11 protein-coding genes are annotated in these 13881 nt (G+C 40.8%); 9 read left to right on the forward strand and 2 right to left on the reverse strand.

Features of this window, described 5'->3' with window-relative positions; all coding sequences use genetic code 11:
• The first annotated feature begins 48 nt into the window (after window positions 1-48).
• From groES to J7E66_RS26975, 3 genes are all read left to right on the forward strand, one after another.
• A complete protein-coding gene (gene groES, locus J7E66_RS26965) occupies window positions 49-336 on the forward strand; it encodes a co-chaperone GroES (protein WP_026565252.1) in 288 nt (95 codons plus the stop codon).
• A gap of 53 nt (window positions 337-389) precedes the next feature.
• Entirely contained in the window at window positions 390-2024 is a 1635-nt protein-coding gene (groL, locus tag J7E66_RS26970) for a chaperonin GroEL (RefSeq protein ID WP_215005827.1), read from the forward strand.
• Window positions 2025-2591: 567 nt separating this feature from the next.
• Window positions 2592-3995, forward strand: a complete 1404-nt coding sequence (locus tag J7E66_RS26975) for a BCCT family transporter (RefSeq protein ID WP_251033159.1) — start codon at window positions 2592-2594, stop codon at window positions 3993-3995.
• 71 nt (window positions 3996-4066) lie between these two features.
• On the opposite strand, the gene J7E66_RS26980 is transcribed toward J7E66_RS26975, so the two are convergent.
• Entirely contained in the window at window positions 4067-4861 is a 795-nt protein-coding gene (locus J7E66_RS26980) for an IclR family transcriptional regulator (RefSeq protein WP_215005830.1), read from the reverse strand.
• Window positions 4862-5057: 196 nt separating this feature from the next.
• Between J7E66_RS26980 and J7E66_RS26985 the strand changes: the two genes are divergently transcribed.
• The 3 genes from J7E66_RS26985 to J7E66_RS26995 are packed head-to-tail and all read left to right on the forward strand — an operon-like array spanning window position 5058 to window position 9101.
• On the forward strand, window positions 5058-6401 hold the full coding sequence (locus tag J7E66_RS26985) for a lyase family protein (protein ID WP_215005833.1): 1344 nt from the start codon (window positions 5058-5060) through the stop codon (window positions 6399-6401).
• Window positions 6382-7908, forward strand: coding sequence for an aldehyde dehydrogenase family protein (locus J7E66_RS26990; RefSeq protein ID WP_308162599.1), 1527 nt, complete (start codon window positions 6382-6384; stop codon window positions 7906-7908). Before J7E66_RS26985 ends, J7E66_RS26990 begins: the two co-directional genes overlap by 20 nt.
• 29 nt (window positions 7909-7937) lie before the next feature.
• Window positions 7938-9101, forward strand: coding sequence for a Zn-dependent alcohol dehydrogenase (locus J7E66_RS26995; RefSeq protein ID WP_215005840.1), 1164 nt, complete (start codon window positions 7938-7940; stop codon window positions 9099-9101).
• A gap of 44 nt (window positions 9102-9145) precedes the next feature.
• Here the strand turns inward: J7E66_RS26995 and J7E66_RS27000 are convergent, their stop codons facing one another.
• On the reverse strand, window positions 9146-9811 hold the full coding sequence (locus tag J7E66_RS27000) for a MurR/RpiR family transcriptional regulator (RefSeq protein WP_215005843.1): 666 nt from the start codon (window positions 9809-9811) through the stop codon (window positions 9146-9148).
• A gap of 246 nt (window positions 9812-10057) precedes the next feature.
• On the opposite strand from J7E66_RS27000, the gene J7E66_RS27005 reads away from it, so the two are divergent.
• The 3 genes from J7E66_RS27005 to J7E66_RS27015 are packed head-to-tail and all read left to right on the forward strand — an operon-like array spanning window position 10058 to window position 13845.
• Complete coding sequence (locus J7E66_RS27005; protein ID WP_215005846.1) at window positions 10058-10852, forward strand: SDR family oxidoreductase; 795 nt, start codon at window positions 10058-10060, stop codon at window positions 10850-10852.
• Between the two features lie 37 nt (window positions 10853-10889).
• A complete protein-coding gene (locus J7E66_RS27010) occupies window positions 10890-12401 on the forward strand; it encodes an FAD-binding oxidoreductase (RefSeq protein WP_251033161.1) in 1512 nt (503 codons plus the stop codon).
• A 13-nt stretch (window positions 12402-12414) separates the two neighbouring features.
• Window positions 12415-13845: an FGGY-family carbohydrate kinase gene (locus J7E66_RS27015; protein WP_215005849.1), complete on the forward strand. Its 1431-nt coding sequence runs from the start codon at window positions 12415-12417 to the stop codon at window positions 13843-13845.
• Window positions 13846-13881 lie beyond the last annotated feature (36 nt).

The raw sequence follows: 13881 nt of genomic DNA on the forward strand, positions 1-13881 counted from the left end.
AGTGCTAATAAGTCGGAATTACATACATTTTTGAGGAGGTTGTTTGATTTGTTAAGACCATTAGGTGATCGTATTATCATTGAGCTTGTTGAATCAGAAGAAAAAACTGCAAGCGGGATCGTATTACCGGATTCAGCGAAAGAAAAGCCTCAAGAAGGAAAAGTTGTTGCCGTTGGTACTGGCCGCGTACTTGAAAGCGGAGAGCGTGTAGCACTTGAAGTTTCTGTAGGTGATCGTATTATCTTCTCAAAATACGGCGGTACAGAAGTGAAATACCAAGGAACAGAATATTTAATCTTACGCGAATCTGATATTCTTGCTGTTGTTGGCGCATAAGATTCTTACTTAAAAATACAAAGAACTGAAAAATATGAGGAGGTTTTTAAACAATGGCTAAAGAGATTATGTTTAGTGAAGATGCACGCCGCGCAATGCTTCGTGGTGTTGATGCTCTAGCAAATGCAGTAAAAGTTACTCTTGGACCTAAAGGACGCAACGTGGTTCTTGAGAAAAAATTCGGTTCACCACTAATCACGAATGATGGTGTAACTATCGCCAAAGAAATCGAATTAGAAGATGCATTCGAAAACATGGGTGCAAAACTTGTTGCTGAAGTAGCAAGCAAAACTAACGATGTTGCTGGTGACGGTACAACTACTGCAACAGTTCTAGCACAAGCGATGATTCGCGAAGGCTTAAAGAACGTAACTGCTGGTGCTAACCCAATGGGTATCCGTAAAGGGATCGAAAAAGCAGTTATTGCAGCAGTTGAAGAATTAAAAGCAATTTCTAAACCAATCGAAAACAAAGCTTCGATCGCACAAGTTGCTTCCATCTCTGCTGCTGACGAAGAAGTTGGTCAATTAATTGCAGAAGCAATGGAGCGCGTTGGCAACGACGGCGTAATCACTATTGAAGAATCTAAAGGCTTCACAACTGAATTGGATGTAGTAGAAGGTATGCAATTTGACCGTGGTTATACTTCTGCTTACATGGTAACCAATACAGATAAAATGGAAGCTGTTTTAGAAAATCCATATATCTTAATCACTGACAAGAAAATTGCTAGCATTCAAGAAATTCTTCCTGTTCTTGAGCAAGTAGTTCAACAAGGCAAGCCACTATTATTAGTTGCTGAAGATGTTGAAGGTGAAGCACTTTCTACTCTAGTAGTTAACAAGCTACGCGGAACATTCAATGCAGTTGCTGTTAAAGCTCCAGGCTTTGGTGACCGTCGTAAAGCAATGCTAGAAGATATCGCTGCTCTAACTGGCGGGGAAGTAATCACTGAAGAGTTAGGCCGTGAACTTAAAACTACAACTATCAGCTCTTTAGGACGTGCTGCTAAAGTTGTTGTAACGAAAGAAAATACAACAATCGTTGAAGGTGCAGGAGATTCTGCTGAAATCGCAGCTCGTGTAAACCAAATCCGTGTTCAATTAGAAGAAACTACTTCTGAATTTGACCGTGAAAAATTACAAGAGCGCTTAGCTAAATTAGCTGGCGGTGTAGCAGTAATCAAAGTTGGTGCTGCGACTGAAACTGAATTAAAAGAGCGTAAGCTTCGAATCGAAGACGCTTTGAACTCAACTCGTGCTGCAGTTGAAGAAGGTATCGTATCCGGCGGTGGTGTAGCCCTTCTTAACGTATACAGCAAAGTAGCTGAAATCCAAGCAGAAGGCGATGTAGCAACTGGTATCAACATCGTATTACGTGCGATGGAAGAGCCTGTACGCACAATTGCTCACAACGCTGGTCTTGAAGGATCTGTTATCGTTGACCGCTTAAAGCGTGAAGAAATCGGTACTGGTTTCAACGCTGCGAACGGCGAATGGGTAAACATGATTCAAGCTGGTATCGTTGACCCAACTAAAGTTACTCGTTCTGCATTACAAAATGCAGCATCTGTAGCAGCTATGTTCTTAACAACTGAAGCAGTTGTTGCTGACAAACCAGAACCAGCTGGTGCTGGCATGGGTATGCCTGACATGGGCGGCATGGGTGGAATGGGCGGCATGATGTAATCTCCGCTTCATTCTGTGAAGTAGTCTTGTAAATAATTTATATTAATAGCAATAACCACTTCCTATAAAAATTAGGGAGTGGTTTTTTTGTTAAAATAAGGCAAAAAATTCATGTTTCTGATGTAATTTGATAAATTCATATATATTTATTGGCTGTTATAGAGCAGGTGTTTGCGGGATTATCTTAAAATTATATTAATTATTTATTGACACAATTTTCTGTCCCTTCTATAATCAAAACATCCAGTTCACGATACGTATTTAATGTTCGTATTACGAACAGATAGGTAGGGTAAGGAGGACTGAGGAAAACCTTATAGACAATTTAGAAATACTACATCTCAAGAATTACATGGTATATACAAATGTAAGCGGTATCTTATATGAATGGGGGAAGAATTTTGAAGAACATCAGACATGCAGTTTTTTGGCCGCCTTTTCTATTATTAATTGGGGCATCTATCTTAAGTTTTACGAATTAGGAAAGCTTTATAAGCATGACGACGAATGCAAATAATTGGGTGATTGCCAATTTAGGCTGGTTATTTAGCTTAGGCGGGTTTACTCATGGTTGGTGGTTGTATTTTTGCTTACTTTTCACCGCTTGGAAATGTTCGAATTGGTGGGGAACATGCGAAACCGATGCTAAAGTTCTCGAATTGGTTTGCCATTACCTTAACTACTACCATAGCCACTCTTACCTTTTGGAGTATTGTAGAGCCCATCTACCATTTATCCACTCCACCGGAATCGCTTGGCCTTGAGCAGAATAGTCCAGGGGCAGCTTTGTTCTCCTTGTCGACCTTGTATTTGCACTGGACGTTCACTCCATATGCGATCTATTGTGTACCAGCTGTTGTCTTTGCGTTTGTCTATTACAATATGAAAAAACCATATAGCTTAAGCTCCACGCTTTCGCCGCTTTTTGGAAATAAGATTAATAAGAGTACCTCAACAGTCATTGATGCGATCTGTTTGTATACATTAGCCCTAGGGATGGCGGCTTCGATGGGTACTAGTATTTTGACTCTTTCTGGAGGAATCGAACACATAACAGGTATTGGTTCTTCACCGGTATTATGGGGAATTGTCGCAGCCGTTGTAACCGTCACCTTCTTAATCTCAGCAGCAACGGGTTTAATGAAAGGGATTCGAATCCTCTCTGATATCAATATGAAAGCTTTTTATGTCATCTTAGCCTTTGTCTTTCTAGTTGGTCCTATTCCTTTCATCTTAAATACTAGTACAGAAGCGTTTGGTGTGTACCTTACAGAGTTTTTCAAGAAGAGTTTATTTACGGGGGCAGCAGCCGGTGACCCGTGGCCGCAGTGGTGGACAACCTTTTATTGGGCCAGTTGGTTTGCATGGGCATTAATTTTATCTCTATTCCTTGGAAGAATTGCCTATGGGTATAAAGTGAAAACCGTTATTTTAGTTAATTTTGTTTTACCAGCTATATTTGGCATGATATGGATGAGTGTATTTGGTGGAACGGCTATTTCAATGAATATGGTAGATGGCGTCCTTTCAATAGCCCTTGCAAATAGTGGACCTGAAGCCGTGATTTATGAATTTTTCTCTAACTTACCTTGGTCCGCAGTAATTATTCCGTTCTTCTTATTCGTCTTCTTTATCACGTTTGTTACTGCCTGCGATTCCAATGTGGCAGCTATGAGTGGAATCAGTTCAACGGGTATTACACCTGAAAAGCCTGAGGCAGGTCTATTGGTTAAGGTTTTATGGGGAATTGCTGTTAGTTTGATTTCTTGGTCTATGATTAGTTTTGCCAGTATCGATGGAGTTAAAATGCTTAATAACCTAGGTGGTGTACCCGCACTATTCTTAGGATTAGTGGTATTTGGATCTCTTGTGAAAATTTGTTTGAACCCGCAAAAATACGATAAAACGATTAGTGAGAAACCTGTCGAAAATTCCAAAGAAACTACCGAATCCCTTCCTAAAGCTTTATAGTAGACAAAAAAATTTGGGGACAGTCTCCCACTGCTTTAAAGCGGTGGAAGGCTATCCCCGTTTTTTTTGATTTAATCAAGATATTTGGTAATTTCTTGGGCAGCATCAAGTAAACGATCGGATAATGCTGCCATTTTTTCCTTTGTAAAACGAAAGCTTGGACCACAAACACTGATAAAGGCTACTAGATTCTTCCGTTGATCAAAAATAGCTGCAGAAATACCATTTTCGTTTTCATCCAGTTCTCCAACTGCTGTCGCAACTCCTCGTGTTCGAACCATTTGAATTTCATTTAGAAGTTCATCACGGCTGGTAATGGTTAACGGTGTCATTTTTTCAAGCGGTTGTCCCAATAGAATGTCCAGTTCTTCAGGGGGGAGCAGGCTTAACAGAAGCTTCCCATTAGACGTACAGTGCAATGGCAGGTAGGCATTGACATAATCCACTAACCTGACGCTGTGTGCCGGATCTATTTGATCAATGGTTAATGTTCCATAATGTTTCGGTACACTCAGCAATACGGTTTCTTGGGTTTCTTCCCGCAAATTCTCCATACTTGTACGTGCACGCCGAATCAGCGACCCGTAATTGGTTGCTTGGGCAGCAAGTCGATTGGCTGCATATCCGAGTTGGTACCCCTTTGTTAAGTGATCACGTTCAACATACCCATAATTTTCAAGGGTGCCAATCAGACGCCAGACAGTGGTTCGATTCATATGGGATTTTTCTGCTAAGTCACCAACAGATAGAGGATTTTCACTCTCGGCAACGAGCTGCAGTAATGATAAGGCACGACCGACGGCTTGAACAGATGAATTTTCTTGTTTATTTTTTTCCTTGTTTAGTAATTCATTATTCTTTTTCATGTCTTTCATTATAGCGTAAAAAACAGAACATAATCTAATGTTTTAAATATTTTCAAAAATTTATCATTTTTTGTTTGACATGAATGGTCTTCCATTTTAAAATGACATTAAAGTTCCTTGTGTGAACATATCGTTCATAATGCGAACAATAAATAAAATTAAATAATAGAATATAGATTCATTTGGAGATGGTTTCATGAGGGAAGAAGCGGATCAATTTGGCACCATTGAGATTTCAAAGGATGCTCTGTACGGAATTCAAACGGTGAGAACCCTGCAAAATCTCTCGTTTTCTGGTCGTAAACTAAGCCAATATCCTACGTATATCGAATCGCTTGCGATGGTCAAAAAAGCGGCAGCTCTCGCCAATCAGGAAGCAGGAGTGTTTGAAGAGTACCTTGCAAATGCCATAATCCAAGCATGCAACAGCTTGATCAAAGGCGAGAACTATGAACAATTTCCTATCGACATTTTGCATGGGGGCGGTGGAATTGGCACCAACATGAATGTGAACGAAGTCATTGCCAATCTGGCGAATGAATCCTTGGGGTACCCAAGAGGAAGCTATTCTCCCGTTCATCCTGCTGACCATGTAAACGCTTCCCAGTCAACGTCTGATGTATGTCACACGGCCATAAGGTTAGCTATCATGAAAAGCTTTCAACCGCTTTTTACAGCATTAGACCAACTAGTGGTGGCAATAAAGGCAAAAGCAGGAGAGTTTCAAGACGTGACAACGATTTCCCGTACATGCTTGCAAGACGGGATGAGGGTTCAGCTTGGAGAGACATTCAGCGGGTATTGTCAAGTGATCAAACGGAGGCTCCTTTCATTAGAAGAAGCTGTCACAAAACTTCACTCTATTAATCTTGGCGGTACGGTAATCGGATCAGGGGTTGGAGCTCCGAAAGCCTATCGGGACACAGTAGTATCCAAACTTTGTGAGGTTTCAGGGATTGAGTTGTCACATCGTGAAAATTTATATGATGCGGCTCAAAACATCGATGACTTAGCTGGTGTGTCAAGTGAATTACGTATACTTGCTTCCTGTTTGCTGAAGCTGGCAAAGGATTTACGACTTCTATCATCTGGCCCGGAAGCAGGTTTTGCTGAAATTCAGTTGCCGGCTGTGCAAGCGGGGTCCTCCTTTTTTCCTGGAAAAGTGAATCCAGTCATACCGGAAACGTTGATTCAATGCTGCTTTCAAGTAATAGGCTGTAATCATGTCGTCCAGACCACACTGGAACATGGAGAATTAGGGCTAAACGTATTTGAAGGGGCAGCTGGTGCCAATATTTTAGATGCGTTGGTGATGCTTGAAAAAGCACTTACTACATTTACTGAAAAATGTATTATAGGAACAGAAGCGAATCGAGAGCGCTGTGAGGAGCTAGCTAATAGCTTTATCCCTGTGGTTGTCGAGTTAAAAGAAAAGATTGGCTATACTGCCACTGCTCAATTAGTGAAGGAAAAAGGAAAAGAAGAAATAAAGAATATGATTCAAGATGGAGGGATTGAAGGTGACACAAGTAATGAATAGTAAAGTATTTGAAGGAATCGAACAACCGAAACTGGAATGGGCTAAGGAATGGCTTAAGACAACTAAAAAACTATATATCAATGGCGAGTGGATGGATAGCACAAGCGGCCAATTCATCGAATCCATCAATCCGGCAAATGGTCAAGTAGTTGGTAACTTCCAAGCCGCTTCAAAAGCGGATGTAGACCAGGCGGTATCGGCTGCACGCGAAGCGTTTGAACATGGTTTATGGAGTACCATTTCTCGTAAAGAGCGTGCCAAAATTTTGCGAAAAATCAGCGATTTAATGGATCAGCACCGTGCAGAATTGGCAACGCTTGAGACATTGGATAACGGGAAGCTATACACGGAATCCTATCATGATGCAGTGGGAGAAGCCGTTGATATTTTTGAATATTATGCAGGCTGGACAGACAAATATTATGGTGAAAACAATCCTGTTGATGGAAATTTCTTAAGCGTTACAACCAGAGATCCGATTGGTGTGTGCGGTCAAATACTTCCTTTCAACTTCCCTCTGGATATGGCTGCATGGAAGCTGGCACCCGCATTAGCGATGGGCAATACGGTCCTATTAAAGCCGTCAGAAAAGACATCTTTTTCAGTGATTCGTCTGTTCGAATTAATTGATGAAGCCAACCTTTTACCAAATGGAGTCATCAACTTACTTCTTGGCAATGGAGAGACAGGAGAGAATATTTCTACCCATATGGGTGTGGATAAGGTGGCGTTTACGGGAAGCACGGAAATTGGGAAGAAGCTTGTCCACAATTCAGCTGACTCAAACTTAAAGCCTGTTTCCCTTGAACTTGGAGGGAAATCTCCAAACATTATCTTTAATGATCCACCAAATCTTGATCAAGCAATTGAGCGTTCGTTTTATGGGTTGTTTACACATAAAGGGGAGAAATGCTCGGCTCCAACTCGTTTGTTTGCCCACGTGGATGTGTACGACAAAGTGGTTGAAGACATTGCGAAACTGGCAAAAAGCTATGTAGTAGGCGACCCATTCGATCCAAACAGCCATCAAGGTGCCCAGGTTTCTGAAGAGCATATGGAACGGATTTTAGGCTATATTGAAAGTGGAAAAAGCCAAGGTGCTAGATTAGTAGCTGGTGGTGAGCGGGATCTGACAGGGGAAAATGCAAATGGATTCTTTATCCGTCCTACAATCTTTGCTGACGTAGACAATAAGATGAAAATCGCCCAAGAAGAAATCTTTGGACCTGTGCTTTGCATTATTCCTTTTGAAACAGAAGAAGAAGTCATTGCGATGGCCAATGATTCCATCTATGGTTTGGGTGCTGGTCTATGGACGAATGATGTTTCCAGAGCACATCGTGTGGCCAATAGGCTTCAAGCAGGTATGATTTTTGTGAATAAATATGGGTGTTATGATTTTGCCAGTCCGTTTGGGGGCTTGAAACAAAGCGGATGGGGGAAAGAGTACGCGATTCATTCCCTAGCATCTTATACAAAACAAAAAGCAATTTGGTTTGCTTATTAAAAATATCCGAGAACACGGGGGAACGTAAGATGAAGATGAAAGCTGCAGTTATGACGGAGATTGGAAAACCGCTAGAAATCCAAGAGGTGGAACTTGCTGCACCAAAAGCGAATGAGGTACTTGTGAAAATCGAAGCAACAGGAGTCTGCCATAGCGATTTAAACGCTTTAGGAGATGAAACAACCCCTAAGCCTACCATCCTTGGCCATGAAGGAGCAGGAATTGTCGCAGCGGTTGGATCCAATGTAACGAAAGTAAAAGTGGGCGATAAAGTGGCGTTAAGCTGGGCTCCTTATTGCGGAACCTGCGAGTTCTGCGTAACAGGGAATGTTCATTTATGTGAAACGGCATTTGGTCCAATGTTTGAAGGAACTCTTTTGGATGGGACCTCCCGTTTAAGCAAAGATGGAGAAACGATTTATCACAACTCCTTATTGTCTACCTTTGCCGAATACACCGTTGTACCGGAGCTATCATGTGTGAAACTTCCTGATGAAATGCCGCTTGCTCAAGCGTCGTTAATCGGCTGCGGTGTGGCGACTGGTTATGGTGCTGCCGTACATGCTGCAAAAGTAACACCAGGTTCGACCGTTGCTGTATTTGGGATCGGCGGAGTAGGTGTCAATGCGATTCAAGGGGCACGTATTGCTGGAGCGGCAAAAATTATTGCGTGTGATATGAAGCCAGCTAACCTGGAAATCGCAAAAAAATTTGGTGCGACTCATACAATCAATGTCGCGGAACAAAATGCGGAAGATGCTTTAAAAGAGCTGACAGGCGGACTCGGTGTGCATTTCGCAATCGACTGTACCGGCCACACAGGAGCGACTGAAAGTGCGTGGAAAGGAACAAGAAAAGGTGGCACCGTTGTTGTTGTTGGGGCTTTCAATCCAGCTATGGCACTCCAGTTGCCAGCAGGCGGATTCCACCGTGTCGGAAAAATTTTAAAAGGAAGCTTCTATGGAGATACACAGCCCTATCGCGACTTCCCTACCATTGCCCAGCTTTATTTAGATGGCAAATTTATGCTCGATGAACTTGTACTCGATCGTATTCAGCTAACGGATATTAATCAAGCCTTCGATAGCTTCCATGACTGCAACTGCATTAACGTCGGCAGGACCGTCGTTGAGTTTTCATCACAAGAACAAAAGGAACTAGTAGATACAGCTGATAGTGTCGTAACAATCTAAGAATATGAAAACAGACCGTCTGATCATCAGGCAGTCTGTTGATTTTACTCATCCCTTTTTGCAGTCTCTCGTTCTGCTAGTAATTTTGCGATAATTTCTTCTATGAAAATAAAGAATATAGTTCGCGTTTTTTCATACGGCAACAACTCTTCATTTTGAGTAGATTGGGTTAAGAAAAAGATATTATCTGCTTTTAAAGTTGATGAATGGTCATACTCCTCTAAAATCAACAATATTTCAGCCCCTTTAGCCTTTGCCCCATTGAAGAGGTTTTCGAAAGAAGTAAATTTCCCTGTTACTGAAAAAACTATCAAAAGAGTGTCTTCATCAACTAAATGCTTTGCATGATCTTCTCCTTGGGACACTAAAATATTTTTTCCAGAAAAAAGAGCGAGCTTATAGGCAAAGTATTCTACAGAAATAAAGGATGGCCCTAATCCGAATAGAACGATTCGGTTGTACTTTTTAAAAAGGGTGATAAACTCATCCACTAATACGGGGTCAAAATTATCGATAAAGTGTTTTAATCGTTCCAGTTCGCTAGAAACTTTCTTGCCTTTTTGAATGATGGACTGTCCCCCGAAAAACTGCTTGTATTGTTTAAAACTATCAAAGCCAAGTTTTCTTACAAGCTTGGATATTTTTGATGGAGACACTTCACAATACGCAGCTGCCTCTAATATTTTTAGTTGTTCATTGTCCTTTATCACTTTAGCAAGTTTATTATGGACCGAAAGCTCCAGGTCATTTAATTTGTTTAAATTAATATTTATAGTCCTTCCCTCACTTCTACATTTAGTACGTAAGGAAAGTATACCATAGTGGAAAATTTTCCACAATATAAAAAAATAATTAAAAAAATAGAAAATTTTCTAAGGAAACCGTTTACAAGTGGAGGAGTTTATAGTAAATTAACGTTAATAATATTAAAAACTTTCTAAGAAGAAGGGTTAAAAATGACTAGTAAATTAGCTGATATCAAAGACTTCTCAATGAATTATTTTAGCTTAAAAGGAAAAGTGGCGATCATCACTGGAGGTAATTCTGGATTAGGTCAAGGCTTTGCCCTAGCACTAGCAAAAGCGGGGGCAGACATTTTTGCAGTAAGCATCGCTGGTGACAATGATGAAACCAAAAACCTCATTGAAGGAGAGGGTGTTCGGTATCATCTCATGATTGCAGATGTGACTCAAGAAGGTACTTGTCAAAGGATTGCAGAAGAATGCATCTCTATTTTTGGAAAAATCGACATCCTCATGAATAACGCAGGTATTTGTATCAATGAACCAGATGTAACCAAATTTACTAGACTACAATGGGATAAAATGGTCTCCATCAATTTAACAGCAGCTTTTGAATTATCTCATGAAGTGGCGAAATTCATGATTCCACAACAAAGCGGAAAAATCATAAACACTTGTTCTTTGTTTTCCTACCTTGGGGGTCAATGGTCACCAGCCTATGCAGCAACGAAACATGGTTTAGCCGGTTTTACCAAAGCCTATTGTGATGAACTAGCTCAATATAATATTCAGGTAAACGGAATTGCACCTGGATATTTTGCAACTGCGGTTACAGCAGAGACAAGAGCGAACTCTGAAGCGAATCAACGGATTTTAGATCACATTCCAGCCAATAGGTGGGGTAATATCTTAGATTTAATGGGAGCAGTTGTTTATTTAGCTTCAGACGCTTCTAACTATGTAAACGGTACTCTCATAAATGTGGATGGCGGCTATTTAGTCCGATAAAGGAATATAGAAACGGATCGTAAAGGAGAATGCAGCAATGACAAATGAACAATTAGTAAAAGAAGAAATGAAGTTAGTAAAAGAGCAGTTATTGAAAGAATTAGAGTCTATTGTTTCACTAGAACAAATCAATACAGATCATGAAGCACTCTATGATGCATCTGCCGATCGTTATAAGAAATATGCAAAAGCGATAAAAGTCTTAGATGTTCCAATGCCAATGGCAATTGTTTATCCACACTCAACAGAAGAAGTTCAGTCCCTTCTGCAGTTCTGCAATAAGCACAAGATCAATGTAATTCCTCGAAGCGGGAAAACAGCTACGGAAGGCGGCCTTGAAAACTGGAAAGAAATCGCAGTAGTCATTGACGGCTCAAAAATGAATCAAATCATTAAAATCGATTCTTATAACATGCAAGCAACGGTTCAAGCAGGTGTTAAGCTGCAAACGTTAGAAGATGAACTGCGTAAAATTGGCTATACTACAGGCCACTCTCCGCAGTCAAAGCCAGTTGCACAATTTGGCGGGTTACTAGCAACAAGAAGTATTGGCCAATTCTCAACCTTTTACGGTGCTATTGAAGACATGGTTGTAGGCTTAGAATGTGTATTCCCAGATGGACATATTTCCAGAATCAAAAATGTTCCAAGAAGAGCAGGCGGACCCGATATTAGACACATTGTTATTGGTAACGAAGGAACCTTATGCTACATTACTGAAGTGACGGTAAAGATTTTTAAATACTATCCTGAAAACAATGTTTTCCATGGTTATTTAATCAAGGATGTAGATACAGGGATCCAGATTTTAAGAGAAGTAATTACGAACGGCTTTAGACCATCTGTGGCACGTGTTTATTCTGAAGAAGATGCAAGACAGCATTTTTCTCACTTCTACAAAGACAAATGTGTGCTGATCTTTATGAATGAAGGACCAAAAGGGATTGTCAAAGCAACGAATGAAGCGATTGAAGAAGCGGTGGTTAAATTCCAAGAAGGCATTATTGAAAAAGTAGAAGACCATTACATCGAAAATTGGTTTAACAACTTAAATTGGACGCAAGGTCATATTGATCATGAGATCCAAACGATGATTAAACATCATAAGCATGATGGTTATACTACCGAAGTATCCGCTGACTGGGAGAGCATCACAAAGATTTATCACAATGTCATCAAAAGAGTAAGGGAAGAGTTTGACCGAATTGAAGATATCACCATGCTTGGCGGTCACTCATCGCATAGCTATTTAAATGGAACTAATATGTACTTTGTCTATAACTACACAATTAATTGTGCGCCAGAGGATGAAATGAGAATTTATCATCATCCAATCCAAACCATTATTGTGGAAGAAACATTAAAACTTGGCGGGTCCATGTGTCATCACCATGGTATTGGAAAATACCGCAGCGAGTGGACACTAGAAGAGCACGGTTCTGCTTACTATATGTTGGAAAAATTAAAAGAAGCGTTTGACCCGAATGGCATCATGAATTTTGGCACCATCTTCCCTCAAGAAGAAGGCATGAAATATATAAAAGGTTAATGCAGGTGATGATATGAGTGGGTATGTAATGGGGATTGATAATGGCTCGCAAAGCACAAAAGTTGCCATTTATGATTTTAAAGGCAATGAGGTTGCATTTGGATCTTATCAATTAAAAGACACGTTATCACCTGAACCCGGTGTCGTCATCCATCCTGATGATGATTTGTGGGACAGTGTAATAGGAGCAATGAAAAATTGTTTGGCTAGTTTTACCGGCAATCCTAAAGAGATTGCCGGGATTGGCCTTTGTACTATTCGCTGCTGCCGGGTGTTATTAAAAGAAGATGGCCAGCTGGCTTATCCTGTGATCAGCTGGATGGATTCTCGTTTGAACAAACCATATGTCCATTCAGATGATCAAGTAAAGTATGTAACCACTACTTCTGGGTATCTCGGCTTCCGATTGACTGGCGAATACAAGGACACGGCTGCTAATTATGAAGTTCACTGGCCGTTAGACCGCGAAACGCTAGATTGGTCCCGTGACGAGGAAGTATTTAAGGCATATGGATTGAAACGAGAGATGGTATTTGAGCTTGTCAAACCGGGCGAAAAGCTGGGAACACTAAGACAGGAATTGGTTCAGGAGTTTGGTTTTAGCAATGATATACCGGTAACAGCCACAGCCAATGATAAAGCTGTCGAGGCTTTGGGCTCTGGAATGAAGGACGAAGGGACCATCATGATCTCGCTTGGCACCTTCATTTCTTCGATGCTGTTAAGAAATGAATATAAGGAAAATGCGGTCAATTTCTTCCCAACGCTTGCTTGTATTCCATTTAAATATGTGTTTGAATCAAATGGAATAAGACGTGGGATGTGGACGGTGAGTTGGTTTAAAAAGCTGATCGGAGAAGAGCTCGTCACGGAAGCTGGAAAGCTGGGTATATCAGAAGAGGAATACTTGAATCGAAAAGCGCAGGATGTTCCCGTCGGCAGTGACGGCCTAATTACGATCCTGGACTGGCTGTCGACACCATCTGAACCCTATCGAAAAGGTATCATGATCGGATTTGATCAGCGCCATACCAAATATCATATTTACCGTTCCATTTTGGAAGCGATTGCTTTTAATATTAGGAACAATATTGATGATATGTTAGCGGAAATTGATGTAGAGTTAAAGGATTTAATCGTCATCGGCGGAGGTTCCAAGAGTGATGTAATGATGCAAATCATTGCTGACCTTTTTGGATTGCCGGTGCATCGACGTGCAGGCAGCAGTAGCGCGTGTCTAGGAGCTGCTATATGTGTATGCCAACATCTTGCGATGTATAAAGATTTTTATGAGGCTGCAAGTAAAATGGTCAAAACGCAGCAAACGTTTTTACCAAATCAACAAAATTACGAACTCTACAACACCATAAACGACACCATCGTTAAAAACGTAAGAAAACATACAGATGAAATTTTGAAGCTTACGTATTCGATTTTCAACTGACCAGGGGGACGGTTCGAAGCCACTGAAAAAGTCACT

It is taken from the genome of Bacillus sp. ISL-7 (assembly GCF_018613065.1).